The organism is Paenibacillus sp. 2TAB26 (assembly GCF_052115145.1).
In the GTDB taxonomy this organism is placed as follows: domain Bacteria; phylum Bacillota; class Bacilli; order Paenibacillales; family Paenibacillaceae; genus Pristimantibacillus.
This window is the reverse complement of the sequence record NZ_JBFRGC010000009.1, coordinates 151,402-169,722: the sequence shown is the minus strand read 5'-3', so window position 1 is coordinate 169,722 and position 18,321 is coordinate 151,402. Positions and strand designations below refer to the sequence as shown.

General features: G+C 45.6%; 16 protein-coding genes, 1 pseudogene and 4 riboswitches. Of the genes and pseudogenes, 15 read left to right on the top strand and 2 right to left on the bottom strand.

From position 1 onward, the window contains the following. The first annotated feature begins 137 nt into the window (after positions 1-137). The 9 genes from AB4Z50_RS12040 to metE all read left to right on the top strand — a co-directional run bounded on the left by AB4Z50_RS12040 (position 138) and on the right by metE (position 8,892). A complete protein-coding gene (locus AB4Z50_RS12040; RefSeq protein WP_441879105.1) occupies positions 138-623 on the top strand; it encodes a hypothetical protein in 486 nt (161 codons plus the stop codon). Positions 624-640: 17 nt separating this feature from the next. Next, positions 641-1,303, top strand: a complete 663-nt coding sequence (locus AB4Z50_RS12035) for an SDR family oxidoreductase (protein WP_441879103.1) — start codon at positions 641-643, stop codon at positions 1,301-1,303. Positions 1,304-1,432: 129 nt separating this feature from the next. Then, positions 1,433-2,458: a DUF2332 domain-containing protein gene (locus AB4Z50_RS12030; protein WP_441879101.1), complete on the top strand. Its 1,026-nt coding sequence runs from the start codon at positions 1,433-1,435 to the stop codon at positions 2,456-2,458. A gap of 72 nt (positions 2,459-2,530) precedes the next feature. Next, the gene (locus tag AB4Z50_RS12025) at positions 2,531-2,776 is read left to right on the top strand and encodes a winged helix-turn-helix domain-containing protein (protein WP_441879099.1); all 246 of its coding nucleotides are present in this window, start codon (positions 2,531-2,533) and stop codon (positions 2,774-2,776) included. Positions 2,777-2,852: 76 nt separating this feature from the next. Continuing rightward, entirely contained in the window at positions 2,853-3,461 is a 609-nt protein-coding gene (locus AB4Z50_RS12020) for a TVP38/TMEM64 family protein (RefSeq protein WP_441879097.1), read from the top strand. Positions 3,462-3,687: 226 nt separating this feature from the next. Next, on the top strand, positions 3,688-4,518 hold the full coding sequence (kduI, locus tag AB4Z50_RS12015) for a 5-dehydro-4-deoxy-D-glucuronate isomerase (protein ID WP_076267940.1): 831 nt from the start codon (positions 3,688-3,690) through the stop codon (positions 4,516-4,518). A 25-nt stretch (positions 4,519-4,543) separates the two neighbouring features. Then, positions 4,544-5,338, top strand: a complete 795-nt coding sequence (locus tag AB4Z50_RS12010; protein ID WP_430057569.1) for a DeoR/GlpR family DNA-binding transcription regulator — start codon at positions 4,544-4,546, stop codon at positions 5,336-5,338. 4 nt (positions 5,339-5,342) lie between these two features. Then, on the top strand, positions 5,343-6,098 hold the full coding sequence (gene kduD, locus AB4Z50_RS12005; RefSeq protein ID WP_339207638.1) for a 2-dehydro-3-deoxy-D-gluconate 5-dehydrogenase KduD: 756 nt from the start codon (positions 5,343-5,345) through the stop codon (positions 6,096-6,098). A gap of 144 nt (positions 6,099-6,242) precedes the next feature. After that, a riboswitch (cobalamin riboswitch) is annotated at positions 6,243-6,436 on the top strand. A 149-nt stretch (positions 6,437-6,585) separates the two neighbouring features. After that, the gene (metE, locus tag AB4Z50_RS12000) at positions 6,586-8,892 is read left to right on the top strand and encodes a 5-methyltetrahydropteroyltriglutamate--homocysteine S-methyltransferase (protein WP_441879095.1); all 2,307 of its coding nucleotides are present in this window, start codon (positions 6,586-6,588) and stop codon (positions 8,890-8,892) included. 73 nt (positions 8,893-8,965) lie between these two features. On the opposite strand, the gene AB4Z50_RS11995 is transcribed toward metE, so the two are convergent. Continuing rightward, on the bottom strand, positions 8,966-9,391 hold the full coding sequence (locus tag AB4Z50_RS11995; RefSeq protein WP_076267937.1) for a hypothetical protein: 426 nt from the start codon (positions 9,389-9,391) through the stop codon (positions 8,966-8,968). Positions 9,392-9,394: 3 nt separating this feature from the next. Then, positions 9,395-9,556: riboswitch (cyclic di-AMP (ydaO/yuaA leader) on the bottom strand. A gap of 46 nt (positions 9,557-9,602) precedes the next feature. Beyond that, positions 9,603-10,031 (bottom strand): hypothetical protein, encoded by a 429-nt coding sequence (locus tag AB4Z50_RS11990; protein WP_441879094.1) that lies wholly within the window; start codon positions 10,029-10,031, stop codon positions 9,603-9,605. 439 nt (positions 10,032-10,470) lie between these two features. Continuing rightward, positions 10,471-10,669, top strand: a riboswitch (cyclic di-AMP (ydaO/yuaA leader). A 91-nt stretch (positions 10,670-10,760) separates the two neighbouring features. After that, a riboswitch (cyclic di-AMP (ydaO/yuaA leader) is annotated at positions 10,761-10,931 on the top strand. A 118-nt stretch (positions 10,932-11,049) separates the two neighbouring features. Here AB4Z50_RS11990 and AB4Z50_RS11985 point away from each other — a divergent pair. From AB4Z50_RS11985 to AB4Z50_RS11960, 6 genes and pseudogenes are all read left to right on the top strand, one after another. Further along, a complete protein-coding gene (locus AB4Z50_RS11985) occupies positions 11,050-11,448 on the top strand; it encodes an NAD-binding protein (RefSeq protein ID WP_441879092.1) in 399 nt (132 codons plus the stop codon). A gap of 123 nt (positions 11,449-11,571) precedes the next feature. Further along, positions 11,572-11,649 carry a K(+)-transporting ATPase subunit F gene (gene kdpF, locus AB4Z50_RS11980; protein WP_076268070.1) on the top strand — a complete coding sequence of 26 codons (78 nt, stop codon included), beginning with the start codon at positions 11,572-11,574 and terminating at the stop codon, positions 11,647-11,649. An 18-nt stretch (positions 11,650-11,667) separates the two neighbouring features. Then, positions 11,668-13,347 (top strand): potassium-transporting ATPase subunit KdpA, encoded by a 1,680-nt coding sequence (gene kdpA, locus AB4Z50_RS11975; RefSeq protein WP_441879090.1) that lies wholly within the window; start codon positions 11,668-11,670, stop codon positions 13,345-13,347. Positions 13,348-13,365: 18 nt separating this feature from the next. Then, positions 13,366-15,293: pseudogene (gene kdpB / locus AB4Z50_RS11970) on the top strand (potassium-transporting ATPase subunit KdpB). 31 nt (positions 15,294-15,324) lie between these two features. Further along, positions 15,325-15,933: a potassium-transporting ATPase subunit KdpC gene (gene kdpC, locus AB4Z50_RS11965; RefSeq protein ID WP_076267932.1), complete on the top strand. Its 609-nt coding sequence runs from the start codon at positions 15,325-15,327 to the stop codon at positions 15,931-15,933. A 4-nt stretch (positions 15,934-15,937) separates the two neighbouring features. Continuing rightward, positions 15,938-18,259 carry a histidine kinase gene (locus tag AB4Z50_RS11960; RefSeq protein WP_441879088.1) on the top strand — a complete coding sequence of 774 codons (2,322 nt, stop codon included), beginning with the start codon at positions 15,938-15,940 and terminating at the stop codon, positions 18,257-18,259. Positions 18,260-18,321 lie beyond the last annotated feature (62 nt).

Here is an 18,321-nt window from a genome sequence, read left to right as displayed (position 1 = left end):
ACAAGCACAATATTCAGTCCGCTGCCGCGTTGGTAGAGGGCTGTTTTTGTCTATAGATAAAACCTTTACAAATGAGGAAAGCTTTGCAATCATAAAGTAATGGGATTTTATTGGAAATTGCGATGAGGAGTGAAGCTATGAAAGTCATGAGAGGATTTGATTGGTTAGCTATTGCAATGAACTTAAGCGTAATATCTGCATTTGTTGTATTGTTAAGCGCTTGCAGCAATACAGTTAAAGTCGAGCATATCGAGGCATTTAGCATAGAAATTTTTTCAGAGAAAAACAAAGATGGCTTTTATGAACAAACAGGCTTTAAGAAGGTGAACTCTATTACTGCTTTTGCAGAAAATAAAAATTATTTAAGCTCTGACATCAAAATGGTCGTGGATTATTATGATCTGGATGGAAATTATGTTAAATCAGAAATCGTACATACGAAATTCAGCAAGTCTCATATCACGATGGTTGAAGATGGAGATAATCGAAAAAAAGAGCTTGAGGAGCCATCAACCATTATCATACCTGATGACAATTTACAAAATTTTCGATCCAGTGCCCTATCAGACGACGAGAAAAAGCAGATTAAACAGCATGTATTAAATCTAATAGATAGATTATAAGTACAGGATAAACGAATATGCATGCTTTTGATGAAACGGAAGGCAATGGGGGAGAGAAGGATTGGCCTGAGCAGCTGCGTAAGGAACTAGAAGACTTAGGCGTGAGGGCAAGTCATATGGAAGCGGATTTTGCCGATGTGGAAACTCCTGCCCTTATAATGGAACAGGTAGAAAGGTCGTTAGGCCACGCGACTATTTTAATTAACAACGCCACCTATTGCGTACCTTCCAATTATAAAAGCTTGGATATAAATATATTGGACCAACATTATGCTGTGAATAACCGCGGGCCGATATTGTTAAGCACAGAGTTTGCGAGCAGATTTGAGAAAAACCAAATAAAAGGGACATCGGGCAGAATTATTTTTATGGTTTCAAAAGGGCCTGATCCGAATAATTTGGCTTACATAGCAACAAAAGGCGCATTGATTGGGCTTATCGAGCCGCTATCTGTAGGGTTGGCTCCGCTTCAAATTACAGTAAATGGATTTGATCCAGGTCCCACCGATTCTGGCTGGATGGATGAGCAGATGAAGGCTGGCTTTTTGCCAATGTTCCCTATGGGACGCATCGGTTTGCCGGAGGATGCAGCTAAAGCAATCAGCTTCTTGGCGAGTGACGAATCACAGTGGATAACCGGGCAAGTTATAAAATCTGAAGGCGGTTTTTTAGGTAAATAGCTGATTTTGTCCTTTATCATCCTACGTACACGTGATAAAAGAAATCTATATAGTTTATAAAATCATTGAAATATAATTTATCGATAGCCATGATACAATGCCGTTAAGTGGGAAAATGGAGGGATGGCATTGTTGAACAAACCTATTTTGACTGAGCAATTTATGGTGTTCGCGACGAGGGAATGCAAAGGCTCAAGCCGTTTGTATGAACAGCTATCATTAGCCATTGCAGATGATGATGAAATGCTTCAGATGGCTTCTTATTGCAGAGAAGGCCAGCCAGTTCCCAATCTTTTTTTTGCTGCGGTTCAGTACTTGCTGGACAAAGAGAGCAGCCACGAACTGCAAAAGTTTTACGGCAGCATAGTTAACGATCCGAGAGATGCGGCGGAGGCATTCCCTTTTTTTAAACACTTTTGCCTTCAGCATAAAAACGAAATTGTTCAACTGCTCCAAAGCAAGCTTGTACAAACGAATGAGGTTAGACGCTGTGCTTACTTGTATCCTGCTTTTTGTTATATGTATCAAAAAACGAACAAACCATTAGCAATCATTGAAATCGGCACAAGTGCGGGGCTACAGCTTTTTTGGGATAAGTATAGTTATCAATACAACAATAGTGAAACCTATGGAAATATAGATGCTGAACTGGTACTGCACTCGGAAGTTCGTGGAGACATTGCCTTGCATCTCCTAAAACAAAGTCCGCCAGTGATTGCAAGGATAGGAATAGATTTGCACGTTAATAATCTGGAAGAGGAAGACGATTATCTTTGGTTAAAGTCGTTGATTTGGCCTGAGCATAATGAGCGGATTGTGAATTTTGACAAAGCAGCTTCTTTATTAAAAGGGCAGCAGATGGAGTTGTTTCAGGGGAATGGCGTGAAACGACTTGCTGAAATGGTTGCTAAAATAACGGAGGATTGTGTTATTGGTGTGTTTCACACCCATGTAGCCAACCAAATGACTCATGACGACAAAGTTGAATTAACAGACAGCATTAGGAGAATAGGGCAACAAAGAGATATATTTCACCTCTACAATAATATGTGGGACCCAAATCTTCATCTTGATTATTATTTGGAGGGCAAGGTGCAATCGAAAACGTTAGCGGAAACAGATGGTCATGGCCGTTGGTTTCGGTGGATGCTTTGATCCTACCTCGTTCATTGTGGATTTAACGAAAGAGCATAATTTCAGCGCGCAGGGATAGAGGTCGAGAGATTTATGGAATGGGATGCGGGTGCTTACACCGTTGCATGGAAAGCACAAAAGATTGTACTGCTTCCGAAGGAATATGCGCTGCTGCATTTCATGCACAGCCATGCAGGGCAAACGCTGTCGCGCGAACAACTGCTAGACAACGTCTGGCCAATGGAGGCGCCGGTAGATCGTACAGTAGATGATCACATTTACCGGCTGCGGCGCAAGTTGAAAATATCCCGAACACTTCGTTGTCATTCCAAAACTTAAATTTGACACAATGCATTGCTCGTATTTATCTTCAATAATGATAAGCTGGAGATATCTACTATTCAGGGGTACAACAATGCTCAAAAAAACAGGTTTAGCTGCTTTGTATGGCAGTATTGCTTTTCTTATTTATCGTTATGGCGATGTGATTTTGACGTGGTTTCAGCAAGCGGATAATGTGCCGCTCGTCGTCATTATGGCAACGCTCGTCGCACTATTTCCTGTCATCCCGTATCCCGTAATCGGCGGGCTCATTGGTGCTGCTCTTGGCCCAGTGTTAGGCGCGGCAGTGACTTGGACGGGCTCAGCGGCAGCATCCATTGTGATGTTTCTGTTTATCCGCTATGGCTATCAAGAGTGGGGGAAGAAATTTCTCTACCGTTATCCAAGCATCGGAAAACTAACGGTGATGTTTGAGCAGAATGCTTTTCTGACGATTATGTTTGCTCGGCTCATTCCGTTCATTCCATCCATTGCAGTTAATATGTACTCGGCGTTAAGCCGTGTTTCCTTTACCGTTTATGCGATCGCCTCATCGATTGGCAAAATTCCAGCGATGCTGTTGTTCGCCACGATCGGTGATACGCTTATGACGGATCCAAGAAACGTATTTGTTACCGTCTTAGTATACGGCATGTTTATGGCGGTATCTCTTTATGTTTATCGAAAGTGGAAGCTTCAGTAGATTTCCTCAAAAACAACAAACGGCCTCTTCGCAAATGATGCGCGCGAAGGTCGTTTTTTTGTTGTACAATCTTCTCGAAAATAAAATGTTCCTTGTAATCCAAAATGTTTAAAATGTTCTTTTTATGTTCGTAAATGTGTGTTATTATAAAAACGAACAATAACAAACATTAGCGTAGCTTGCGAGGCGAGTCAAACGCAAATAACTTTTAGGAGGCTTTTATCCAATGGAAGTACGCCATACTACTAATCCTACTGATGTGAAGCAATATGATACGGAACGTCTGCGCAGCGAGTTTTTGATCGAAAGCTTGTTTGAGCAAGATCAATTAAAAATGACATATACGCATTATGACAGAATGGTTGTAGGCGGAGCATTGCCTGTGAACGAGACGCTTGAGCTGGAGGATGCTGCAACGCTAAAAACCGAATATTTCTTGGAGCGCCGCGAGGTTGGCTTCTTGAATATTGGCGGACCTGCTTCGATTTCCGTTGATGGGGAAGTATACGAGCTGAATAAGCTCGACGTGCTTTATGTTGGCAAGGGCAAACGTCAGGTGCTGCTGTCAAGTGTAGATAAAGCAAACCCTGCGAAGCTTTATTTCTGTTCCGCGCTTGCGCATGCTGAAATTGCAACACGCAAGATGACGATGGAGGAAGCGAATCCGACTCATCTTGGTTCGCAGGAGACTTCCAATGAACGTATTCTTTATAAATATATCCACGCAGACGGCATCCAAAGCTGCCAGCTTATGCTTGGTGTAACGAGCTTGAAAACGGGAAGCGTCTGGAATACGATGCCTTCTCATGTCCATGACCGCCGCATGGAAGCATACTTGTACTTCGACATGAATGATGATGCTCGCGTATTCCATATGATGGGCGAGCCTTCGCAGACGAGACATCTTGTTGTTGCCAATGACCAAGCGATTCTTTCACCGCCATGGTCGATCCACTCAGGAGTGGGCACAAGCAATTATACATTCTGCTGGTCGATGGCTGGAGAGAACTACACATTTACAGATATGGACGCCGTACCTGCAAGCGAGCTAAAATAGAAACATTCGCTACAGGGGGTGCACTATGCTTGCTGCCGAACGGCATCGTAAGATTATAGATAAATTGGAGCAGCTTGGCGCGGTTAAAGTTTCCGAGCTAAGCGAGCTGTTTCAAGTCACGGAGAAAACGGTTCGTGAAGATTTAGAGAAGCTAGAAGAGAAGGGATTGCTGAAACGGACTCATGGCGGAGCTGTGCCCCAGCATAGAGGCGAAGACAGCCTTTATCCGCTGCAATTCCCAAACAGCAAGCATCAGCGGGAGAAGGCGGCGATTGCGGAGCTTGCTCTTTCCTGCATCGAGCCTAATGATATTATTGCGCTTGATGCTGGCAGTACTACGCTCGAAATGGCAAAGCGTCTGCCCAATATCCCGGTTACGGTACTTACGAACGATCTGCTTATCATTCGGGAGTTGACTGCGAAGGACCAAGTAAGGCTTGTTATTCCCGGGGGCTACCGGCATAACAATTTGCTTATCGGCGCAGAATCGCAGGAATGGATTAAACGACTGAATGTACACAAGCTGTTTCTTTCCACAACCGGCATTCATATGGAATATGGGCTTACCATATTCACAGAAGAATTGACGAAGCTGAAGAAACTGTATATGGAAAATGCCAAGGTCGTCTACTGCCTTGCCGATCATAACAAATTCGATAAGGGTGCACTAATAACGTTTGCCGGTTTGCATGAAATTGACTATATCATCACAGACGAAGGTATAGATGCGGACGTTGCGGCGAGGTATGAGTCACAAAATATAAAAATGATGAAAGCAGCGCTTTCGGAAAATGGGAAGCGTACTAAAGGTAGGAGCTGAGCCGATGAGTTTGTTTGATTTGACGGGTAAAACAGCTGTCGTCACAGGTGCAGGGCGCGGGCTTGGAGAAGCGATTGCGCTTGGATTAGCACGAGCGGGTGCGGATATCGCGCTTGTCACGAACCAAACGCCTGCTGACAAAACGGCAGCAGCGATAAGAGAGCTTGGACGCAAAGCGATTACAATTCAGACTGATATTGCTGACCGAACGAAGCTTGCTGGAATTGTTGATCGTACAGTTGAAGAACTGGGACGCATCGATATTTTGGTCAACAACGCGGGTATCATTCGCCGCACGCCAGCTGCAGAGCATAGCTACGAGGACTGGCAGGATGTACTCGATGTTAACTTGAATTCTGTATTTCTCCTTTCCCAGCTGGCTGGGAAACATATGATTGAACAGGGCTCAGGGAAAATTATTAACATTGCGTCGATGTTAACCTTCCAAGGCGGAATTAATGTTCCAGGTTATACGTCCAGCAAACATGCCGTTGCCGGTCTTACCAAAGCGCTTGCCAGCGAATGGGCAGCTAAAGGCTTGCAGGTAAATGCGATAGCCCCAGGCTACATGAGTACAGACAACACCGAAGCGCTTCGCGAGGATCCTGTTCGCAGTGCTCAAATTTTGCAGCGCATACCAGCGGGACGCTGGGGTACATCGCAGGATTTGATTGGACCAGCGGTGTTCCTAGCCTCTTCAGCTTCTGATTATATGAACGGCCATATTTTGGCTGTTGATGGCGGTTGGCTGGTTAGGTAATTATATAAAAAACCAATAGGCTTTCCTTTTGCAGCGCAGGCTGCTTAGAGGAGAGTCTTTTTTTTGATATTATAATGATTTCCATTGTATGGTTATTATTTTGCGTGTATAGTTATTCGTGATCCTAAAAAAAGAGATCAACAACTGAAATAAGTGGAAATAGGTGCTCTTGCTGTATAGCTTGAGCTTAAAAGGGAAGTCCGGTGCAAAACCGACGCGGTCCCGCCACTGTAACAGAGGAGTCTAAGCGCTAACGCCACTGACCTTAAAAGGTTGGGAAGGCAAGCTTACGATGATGATTCTGGAGCCAGGAGACCTGCCTATTTGAACGACACTGATTTTACCTACGGGAGATAGGGAGGTGTTAAGACAGAACCGCTGTTTATTAAAACGCCGGGCGTCTTTACCTTTGCTTCTTTAAGGTAACGACGCTCTTTTTTGTGCTTTTATTTCATAATAATTACACTTATTAGGAGGAAATATGAACGTGAGCAAACTGCAAAACAGTGTACTTGGATATCCGCGTATCGGCGAAAATAGGGAATGGAAAAAAGCGCTTGAAGCTTTTTGGAAAGGTGATTTGGACGAAACGGTATTCCTTCAAACCCTTGAAAGTATTCGTCTTAACAACCTGAAGCTGCAAAAGGATAAAGGAATTTCTTTAATCCCTGTTAATGATTTTACGTTGTATGATCAAATGCTGGATACTGCAGCGATGTTTGGCCTTGTGCCAGAGCGTTTTTCCTACGAAGGAGGTCCTGTTCCCATTCAGACCTACTACGCTATGGCGAGAGGGACACAGGAAGCACAAGCCTGCGAGATGACCAAATGGTTTAATACCAACTATCACTATATCGTGCCAGAACTTGCGGGTGCTGCACCGATACTGACGGAAAACCGTCCGCTGATTGCATACCGCGAAGCCAAAGAAAAGCTTGGCATTGAAGGTAAACCTGTCATTATCGGTCTATACACCTTCCTCAAGCTGTCGAAGGGCTACGATGCCAAGCAGCTTCCGCAGCTCATTGAGCAGTTTATACCGCTTTATGCTCAGCTGCTTAAGGAGCTTGAGCAAGAAGGCGTACAATGGGTGCAAATCGATGAGCCAATTCTTGTTACCTCTATTTCTGAGGAAGAGATGCAATGGGTTGAATCGATTTATGCAAGGCTGAACCAAGCAGCACCAGCGCTTAACATAATGCTTCAAACGTATTTTGAAGCGGTTGAGCATTATGAAGCTGTAGTTGCTCTGCCGGTACAAGCGATCGGTTTGGATTTCGTTCATGGTTTGGAGCAAAACTTGAAGTCGCTTGAGCAATTTGGTTATCCGAAGGATAAGCTCGCTGGTATCGGACTTGTAGACGGACGCAACATTTGGCGCTCAGACTATAAGCAAAAGCTCGAATTGCTGCAAAAGCTTTCCGCATACATTCCAGCTGAGCGCACGATCATTCAATCGTCATGCAGCCTGCTGCATGTGCCGGTAACGGCAAAAAACGAAACCAATCTGCCAGTAGAGCTGCGTGAGGCGCTTGCATTCGCGGAAGAAAAGCTGGATGAAATCGTGTGGCTAAGTGAAACAGCGACAGTAAATGAGGCGGACATCTCAGAACTTCGCAAGCTTGAGCTTAAGCTTAACGGCGAGCGGATTCATCATTTATCCATTTCTCCTGCCCGCAATCGTCAAGCTGCTGATGCAGCAGCGGTTGCGGCGCATCCTTCAACGAGGCAGAAGCCATTTGTGGAGAGACAAAAGCTGCAGCAGCAAAAGTGGAATTTGCCGTTCCTTCCAACAACAACAATCGGCAGCTTCCCGCAAACGCTGGATGTACGCCAAGCAAGGCAAAAATGGAGAAAAAACGAGCTCAGCTCGCAGGACTACGCTTCCTTTATCAACGATAAAATTAAAAATTGGATTGAAATCCAAGAAGAGCTTAACATTGACGTCCTCGTTCACGGTGAATTTGAGCGGACGGATATGGTCGAATTTTTCGGAGAGAAGCTGGATGGGTTCGCATTTACAAAAGGCGGCTGGGTTCAATCGTATGGTTCCCGCTGCGTAAAGCCGCCTGTCATTTATGGCGATGTTGTATTTACTGAGCCAATGACAGTAACCGAAAGCGTGTATGCGCAGTCGCTGACAAGCCATCCGGTAAAAGGGATGCTGACGGGTCCGATTACGATATTGAACTGGTCATTTGTCCGCAACGATATCACACGCGAGCAGGTCGCATACCAAATTGCGCTTGCACTCTCAGAGGAAGTAAAGGCGCTTGAGAGCGCAGGTATAGAGATGATCCAGGTTGATGAGCCAGCTTTGCGAGAAGGCTTGCCGCTTAAACGCAGTGATTGGGATGCCTATTTAAAATGGGGCGTGCATGCCTTCCGTCTATCGACTTCAGCTGTGCGTGACACCACACAAATTCATACACATATGTGTTATTGTGAGTTCCATGATATTATCGATTCCATCCTTGCGCTGGATGCAGATGTCATCTCCATTGAAACCTCGCGCAGCCATGGCGAGCTGATTCATAGCTTTGAGGAGAACACCTATGACCAAGGCATCGGCTTAGGCGTTTACGATATTCACAGCCCGCGTGTACCTTCAGTGGAAGAAATGGTCAGCATGATTGAGCGCGCCATTAAAGTGCTCGATCCTACGCTCTTCTGGATTAATCCGGACTGCGGCTTGAAAACACGCGGAATGGAAGAAACGGTTGCTTCACTGCGCAACATGATGCTGGCTACTTACCAAGTCAGAGAGCAACGTGCTGCATTAGCGAAGGTTTAATCCCTAAATACAATAAGACAGTCCAGAACTAGGTTATCTGTTCTGGACTGCCTTTTTTTTCTTATGAACGAAATTAATCCAAAGAGATGTAGGAGACGGAACGTTGACGCAAAACAGACTCTTCATGGTCGTTGCTGTACGGGGCTGCATCGGCGGATTGTGCTAGGACATGCTTGACGGCGGAGACGAATAAGTCGAGAACGCGCCCATCCTGATCCGTTTTGTCATAGTGATACTGGTTAAGAGGTGGTAGAGGAATGCTGCCGATAAAAGACTGAAGCAGGTCGCTCCATCGTTCTAAGTCAATGAGCTCTTCTGTGTCGCTGGCAAATAGTTCACTCCAGCCGAAGCCTTGATTGCTTGTTAAACGAAGACATACGCGATGGCCTGCAGAATCGACGGCAAGAGCAGGAATGACGAATAGCTCGATTCGTGTGACAGATAAATAAGGGGTCTGTTCCGTAAAAAGATGCAGATTTCGTGCACAATTTGTCAACATATACATCTCTCCTTTATTCGCTTACGAGGTTAGCTGTCGGATTCGGGCTAGAGAGAAAGCCCTACCAGGGTTACAAATCCCTGGATTCACCCCTTGCGAATCGATCTCGATCGATCGCGATGGTTCCCCCGCTTTTTCATTCGAAAAATTCAGCGTAAATAGTTTACTCTTAATTATACCCTTCATTAACGCATCTGTAAATCAGAAGTGCTTAAAATAACGATACATAAGAGATAGCTTGTTTAAATAAAGTATGCTCTTCACGGTCATATTCACAGTTTGGAAAAGTGTAATGATTGGATTCTATATGCAAAGCAGCGGCTGCAAACAAATGAAATATACGCTCGTCCTTCATCATTGGATCTGTTTGAAAAACAAAAGGAGACGCAAGAGGAAGTGTGCCGATGAACCTTAGCAGCATACTGCTCCATCTGATCCAATCGCAAGGCTTCTCGGATTTTTTAATAAACAGCTCACTCCAGCCATGACCATTAGCAGTGGAGAGCCTTAGGCAAACACGGTAACCATTCGATTCAAGCATGGAAGCCGGCAGCACAAACATTTGAATTCTTTTAATTTCAAACAAGGCAGCAGGATGATTTTCCAAGCTTGGCAAGGGTACTTCAACTGGTGTAGACATCAATGAGATCTCTCCTCGATTTGAATAATTCACCGATAATACTCAGCCATATTGGCTTGCCGTCTATGGTAAACCCGAAATGCAATATTGTAAAACTGTGGTATATCGTGAAAAGGCAGCCATATGCCATATTAAAAGAAATCCATTCGTTATGGCAGTAAAAAGATATTTATTCTTCGAAATACTCGTTTATTCTCTTCCATTCTCGATTATAGAGAAATCTGATTATTCACGCATAAAATCGTTGGAAAGGGATTGAACACTATTTTTGAAAACAAGAGTAAAACTGAGAAATAGTGAGATATCGAGAGATCGAAATGAATGTAAGCGTTGCGAATCGCTCTGCAAGGCTGAAACTGGCTAAATTAGGTAGCAGACTGCCTTTACAGTATTTATAGCGAGGAGTAATATTCGATACAGGATTTATAAATAAGTTTCGATTTACTGATCGCTGAGTTTCCGTGAAAGCGGAAGCGGGGGAACCAATAATGACGCGATGCGCCTGTTCGATGTGAGAGTCGAACAAACGCAGAGCAGGGGTGAATCTTTGACAGGTGCCATGGATACCGGTCAAAGTAGGGCGACTCTCACCGCCCGAATCCGACAGCTAACCTCGTAAGCGTGGACCGAGAGAGGAATGATGAAGCTTGTGATCGATTAACTTCGACCGCAGAGTGTCATAGACCTCTGTGGTTTTTTGTGCCCAAAAAAGCTTAATTTGCTACAAAATGTAAGAAAACGCTGAGTCCTGCAGCAGCAGGAACGGGGGAACCAACGAACGATTCGTGTGTAATCACGACTTCGCTTCATGGGGTGAATCGCTTGAAAATGATCAAGCGTAGGGCAACTCTCAAGGCCCGAATCCGACAGCTAACCTCGTAAGTGTACTCGAGAGAGGCAACAGCCATCGTGCTTCCCGCGGCTTATTCTGCTGCGGGCAAAGAAGCCGCGGGAAAAGTTCCTCTTATCCCAAGGCTTCTTTTTTGTTGCCTTTTTTACCATATGGAGGAGAATTCGGTTGCAGGAAGAGCATATTATTGTTGCTGGTTTAAACGAGGCTGGCCAATCATTTATACGAACTTTGCAGTTTCATCAATTAAAATTTATCGTTTTGACAAATAGTAAACAGGAAGAAAAACAGCTTCGCAAGCAGGGCATCAGCAATGTTTTGTACATCAATACGAATGATCGTCAAAGCTGGAATGTTCCTTCGATGAACATTAGCGAGGTATTTATATTCGAGAGCAGCTTGGCGCTTAGCTGCCGCTTTGTACAGTGCTGTAGAGCTTGGACCTCAAAGTCCATTTACGTCATCACACAGCAGTGGAATCCAAGGGCTATTTACAAGGGGCTTGGAGCGGATCATATCGTATTCTCTCATACCGGTGAAGTCGGTTTTCTATTAAGCAACAAATAATGCAGGAGGGGTTTACATGCAGGATTTTTATATGTTCGGGGCGTTGTTAGCTAGCTTCGGTTTATTTTACGGATTTTTAACTTGGTGCTCCAGTGTTATTGAGAAAACAGGGGGCGAAGGCTAATGACTGTCATAGCGATAGCGGCTGTATTTGTTTTCGTTTATCTGATTTATGCTTTAATTCATCCGGAGAAGTTTTAATAGAGGGGGATTTACAAGATGGATATTTTACAATTGCTTATCGTCATTGCCGTTCTTGTATTGTTAGTTAAGCCGCTTGGTACTTACGTCTATCATGTGTTCTCAAATGAACACAATCGGTTAGACAAAGTATTCGGAGGGACGGAGCGATTTATATTTAAGCTTATTGGTCTCAAAAAAAGAGAGGGCATGAGTTGGAAGATATACGCACTCAGCTTTGTTGCAACCAATTTAATTTTAGTTGCTTTCAGCTATTTGATATTGCGGTTCCAAAATGCACTGCCGTTTAATCCAAATGGCATGGCAGCCATGGAGCCTACACTGACTTTCAATACAGTCATCAGCTTTATTACCAATACGAATCTTCAGCATTACAGCGGGGAAAGTGCCTTATCTTATTTCTCCCAAATGGCGGTCATCATGATGATGATGTTCACGTCAGCGGCGACGGGCTTCTCGGTTGCCATCGCGTTTGTTCGTGGGATTACGAGTAAAGGAACGACGATCGGCAACTTTTTCGAGGATTTTGTAAAAGCACACACAAGAATTTTTCTTCCGATTTCCTTTATTATCACGCTAGTGCTTGTCGCTCTTCAGGTGCCGCAAACACTTGATCCAACATTTACAATTAAAACGCTTGAGGGAGCCATGCAGCAAATTGCAATCGGTCCTGTAGCTTCGCTTGAATCCATCAAACATTTGGGCACAAACGGCGGCGGTTTTTTTGGAGTGAACTCGGCTCATCCATTTGAAAACCCAAATCCATTAACGAATGTGATTCAAATCTTGTCGATGTGGGCGCTGCCGGCTTCACTGCCTTATGCATTTGGGCTTTTTGCTAAAAACAAAAAGCAGGGCTGGGTTGTATTCTCCGCCATGATGTGTCTGTTTCTTGTGTTTCTAAGCCTTGCTTACACATCGGAGAAAACAGGCAATCCTGCAATGAGCGCACTAGGAATCGACGCGACTCAAGGAAGCATGGAAGGCAAGGAAGTAAGGTTCGGTATCGCGCAATCGGCACTGTTCACAACGGTAACAGCTGCTGCGACAACGGGTACCGTCAACAATATGCATGACACGCTTACACCGCTTGGCGGCTTGGTTCCGCTTGCTGAAATGATGCTTAATGTCGTCTTTGGAGGCAAGGGAGTAGGGCTTATCAATATGCTCATGTACGCCATACTAGCTGTGTTTATATGCGGGCTGATGGTCGGCCGAACGCCAGAGTTTCTGGGACGAAAAGTAGAGCCGCGAGAAATGAAACTGATAGCGATAGCGATTCTAGTTCATCCCTTCATTATATTAGTGCCCACAGCCATCGCTTTTATGACGGATTTGGGTCACGGGGCGATAACGAATCCAGGGTTTCACGGCATTAGCCAGGTGCTTTACGAATATACGTCATCGGCTGCGAATAATGGCTCCGGCTTTGAGGGATTAGGCGATAATACGCCTTTCTGGAATATTAGCACTGGACTTGTCATGCTGACCGGCCGCTATATTTCGGTGATTGCGATGCTTGCGGTTGCAGGATCTCTTGTTCGCAAGCAGCCTGTTCCAGAAACAATCGGGACGTTCCGTACAGATAATGGACTTTTCACTATATTACTAATTGGTACTGTTCTTTTAATTGGTGCATTAACCTTCTTGCCGGTCATCGTGCTTGGGCCGGTTGCAGAATATTTGACACTCCGCTAACGGATGAGGTGAACGATAATGAATAAAAATAAGAAGAATAATTTGCTGTCGGGAGACGCGGTTAAACATGCCGTTGTCGATAGCTTTGTGAAATTAAATCCAGTTACGATGATGAAAAATCCCGTTATGTTTGTTGTCGAGGTAGGGACGGTTATCGTTCTGCTGATGACTATTTTTCCAAATGCAAGGCACAGGCCAATTCGCTCAAAAAATCTAAGCAGGAAATGAGCGCCAATAAGTTCGTCGGCAGCTCTATTGTAGTCGTATCATCAACGGAGCTCCGCAAAGGCGATATTTTCATCGTCTCCCAAGGTGAGATGATTCCTGGTGATGGCGAGGTCATTGAAGGGCTGGCTTCCGTAGATGAATCAGCGATTACAGGTGAATCGGCGCCAGTTATTAAAGAAGCTGGAGGAGATTTCAGCTCGGTTACAGGCGGTACAAGGGTTGTGAGTGACAAAATTAAAGTGCGCATGACGAGTGACCCCGGGGAGTCATTCATCGATCGGATGATTGCCCTTGTTGAAGGAGCGAAACGTCAGAAGACGCCTAATGAAATTGCGCTCAATACACTTTTGACTAGCTTAACGATTATTTTCTTAATTGTAGTTGTTACGTTGGCACCAATCGCTAACTATTTGGATATCCACTTAGAAATTCCAGTATTAATTGCGCTGCTTGTATGTTTGATTCCGACGACCATCGGCGGACTATTATCAGCAATCGGCATTGCTGGGATGGATAGAGTAACTCAGTTTAATGTACTGGCTATGTCAGGTAAGGCTGTTGAAGCAGCAGGCGACATTAATACGATGATTTTGGATAAAACAGGAACGATCACATTCGGCAACCGGATGGCAAGCGAGCTTGTGCCTGTCGGAGGCAGCAATCTTCAAACTTTATCGGGTTGGGCGGCTATTAGCTCGATTAAGGATGAAACGCCTGAAGGCCGTTCTGTGCTTGAATGGATGAAGAAGCAGGGCTTAAGCTATGATGCTTCACTTGCGGAAGGCGGCGAATTTATTGAATTCAAAGCAGAGACGCGAATGAGCGGCATTGATCTGGCAAACGGCCGCCGAGTTCGGAAGGGCTCTGTCGATGCGGTTCGGAAGTGGGTAGCTTCACAGGGGGGGACCATACCAACCGATTTAGAAAATATTTCGAATACGATTGCTACATTAGGCGGTACACCGCTCGCAGTAGCTGTTGATAATCAAATCTTTGGTGTTATTTATTTGAAGGATACCGTTAAGCCAGGAATGAAGGAAAGATTCGATCAGCTGCGTGAAATGGGCATCAAAACGATTATGTGTACGGGAGACAATCCGCTTACTGCAGCAACCATCGCACATGAAGCGGGAGTCGACGATTTTATTGCGGAGAGCAGGCCGGAAGATAAAATAGCGGTTATACGCCGTGAACAAGCCGAAGGAAAAATGGTTGCGATGACTGGTGACGGTACAAACGATGCTCCTGCACTTGCCCAAGCGGATGTGGGTCTTGCTATGAACAGCGGGACGATTGCTGCAAAAGAAGCTGCCAATATGGTTGACTTGGATTCGGACCCTTCCAAAATTATTGAAGTCATTGCTATCGGCAAGCAGCTGCTTATGACAAGAGGGGCATTGACGACTTTTAGTATCGCTAATGATATCGCCAAATATTTTGCAATCATTCCAGCGATGTTCATGCTTGCCATTCCAGAGATGGGCGTTCTAAATATTATGAATTTAGGTTCTCCATTGTCTGCTATACTGTCGGCGCTTATTTTTAACGCCATTATTATTCCGCTGCTTATCCCGCTTGCCATTAAAGGCGTAGCGTACAAACCGATGAACGGAGCCAAATTGCTTAGCCGCAACGTATTCATTTATGGTCTGGGCGGTGTCATTGTTCCGTTCGTTGGCATTAAACTCATCGACTTTGCAGTGCATTTATGGATTTAATATAACCATACACGAAAGAAGGCTTACCTATATGAATGAACAAGCGAAAAACGCATCACGATTCCAGTTGTCATCGTTAATGATACCTTTGCGAATCAGCATCATATTTATGATTATTTGCGGCATTATTTACCCTCTTGCAAGCACGGGAGCAGCTCAGCTGCTGTTCCCTAAGCAAGCGAATGGAAGCCTTATAAAGGATAGCTCTGGCCAAGTGGTTGGTTCAGAGCTGATCGGCCAAAGCTTTGTTGATCCGAAATGGTTTCAAGGACGTGTATCAAGCATTGACTATAATGCTGCCGGTTCTGGATCGAACAATTTTGGACCATCCAATCCAGCTCTAATCGAAAGGACCAAAGCTTCCATTGAGGCTTGGAAGGCACAAAATCCAGATGTACCGGTTTCCCAGCTGCCGATCGCTTTAATTACGAACTCGGGCTCAGGCCTTGATCCGCATATTACGCCACAGTCGGCTGATGTACAGATCGCAAGAATCAGCAAGCTGACCGGCGTGTCGCCAGCAGAGCTTGAGCAATTGGTTAAAGCAAATACGGAAGGCCGCGATTTAGGCGTTTTCGGTGACGAACGGGTTAATGTGTTGAAGCTGAATATCGCATTGTCAAAAATGTTGGGGGAATAGCCATATGGCTCCGCTGAAAAAGAAAACGCCAGAGGAGCTGCTGCTCTCCATCGCAAAGCTGCATCAAGGACGTCTGAAAATACTCATTGGAGCGGTAAGCGGTTCAGGCAAAACGTATCATATGCTGCGAGAAGGAACAGAGCTGAAGCGAGATGGCATTGATGTTGTTCTTTGCGCGGTTCCTAGGCCGCAGAGTCCGGAGACGCTCGAATTGATTGAACTTTTCGAGCGTGTGCCAAGCATCCATTGGCAGAAGGATGGTGCAGAGCAAAAGGATCTTGATCTGGATGCTTTGGTAGAGAGGGACGCTGAGGTGCTGCTCATAGATGGGCTAGCCCATCGCAATCGAACTGATGCAAAGTTTCAAACGCGGCTAGAAGATATTATTTTTTTGCTTGGCAAGGGCATAAGCGTTATTACAACAATCAATGTGTATGAGCTCGAGGGTGTAGATCAGGCTGTTCTCAAATGGACGGGAATTCGTCCGAGCTGCACCGTGCCTGCTCATACGCTTGAGCTAGCTGATGAGGTTAGGCTGATTGATGTATCGCCTGAAACGATGCTTAAGCGGTTTGAGGATGGAACGCTCGGCGTTAAGCCCGATCCTGCAATTTCCCTGCGGGGAAATCTTGCGGTGCTGAGAGAGCTGTCGCTGCGGCTCGTCGCAGAGGGAGTCAATGAGTCGCTGGAGAAGCATCGGGAGGAGATGGGGCTTACGGGTCCGTCGGGTGCTTCCGAGCGTATTCTGGTAACCGCACAATATCATTGGAACGGCTCTTTATATGTAAGAAGAGGGCAGCAAATTGCCCGCAGGCTTAATGGAGATGTCGTAGTCGTTTCCTTTAAAGAGCCGCAAAAAAAACTGTCCAAGGAAGAGCAGGCGTTTAAAGCTTCAATAAAGAAGCTTACCGTTAAAGTAGGGGGCACATTTGAGGAGCTGCCGTTGCAAAGCCGCCGTCGTTTGCCGTCCGCTCTAGTAAGGTACGCGGAGGAGCATCAGGTTACTCGTATCGTTATGGGTCATTCCAAGCAGAGCAGATGGCAGCAGCTGAAACAGGGATCGATTGTTGACAGCGTGCTGCGCAAGCTCAAGCAGATCGATTTATTTCTTATGGCAGACCGCTCAGAGCAAGAAGGCGAGCGGATTTTGCCTGTTAAGCAAAGAAGTGATTCGCGGAAAGCGTTGTTTCGAAGGTTCAGCCCAGATGAGCGCGAGCAGCAAATGGAATCCATGAGAAGAGGCAGCTTCAATCTGTATATCGGGGCGGCGCCAGGCGTCGGGAAAACGTATCGGATGCTTGCTGAAGCGAACATGATGTATCAGAAAGGTATAGATGTCGTTATTGGCATCGTGGAAACACATGGGCGCGAGGATACATTGAAGCAGATTGGAGAGCTGCCGATAATCGCTAGGCAAACGATTCAATATCGAGGTACTCAGCTCGAAGAGATGAATGTTGAAGCGATAGTTAGCAGAAATCCCGATGTTGTGCTGGTGGATGAGTTAGCTCATACGAATGTGCCGGGCAGCTTGAGGAAGAAGCGTTATGAGGATGTCATTTATTTGCTGCAGAAGGGAATATCGGTTGTTTCGACGATGAATGTGCAGCATATTGAAAGCTTGAATGACGCCATTGAGCAGGTTACTGGCGTTCGTGTTAGAGAAACGGTACCCGATGCGATTATAAGGCTGGCAGATCAAGTAGAGCTGATCGATGTGACACCGCAAATGCTGCAGCAGCGTATGAGAGATGGGAAAATATATGCCAAAGCCAAAGTGGAACAAGCGCTTGGTGCTTTTTTCACGACGGGCAATTTAATTGCGCTGCGAGAGCTTGCCCTTCGCGAGCTTGCTGATGATGTGGATGAACGGCTTGAAGCATGGGATCGCAATCAGACGCTCCGTGGAACGCTGCGCCGAAGAGAGGTCATCTTTGTCGGCATCGATATTCTCGCGGACGCAGAGCGGCTTATTCGGCGGGGCTTCCGCATCGCGTATCGGCTGAAGGCGCAGTGGCATGTGCATCATGTGCAGGATGGCGCACCTTGGACAGACGAGGCGATCAATAAGCGTGATCTGTTGATGAAGCTGACCGAGAGGCTTGGCGGAGTATTTGAAATGTCCAAAGCGGAGAGCAGGGAGCATATTGCAGGTACACTTCTAACGGCAGCCAATCGCATCAAAGCAACGCAGCTTATCGTCGGGCAGCCTAGCAGAAAGGCGTGGTATGCAAGCTTTCGCGGCAATATCGTCCGTGAATTGCTGCAAGCCGGCCGTCATATGGATATGCTCATTGTGGCGAACCGGATTACGGATAAACATTAAAAAAAAGGGATTATCTAGTCAGCGCTTAAACCCCGCTGAGCAGATAATCCCTTTTATGCTGT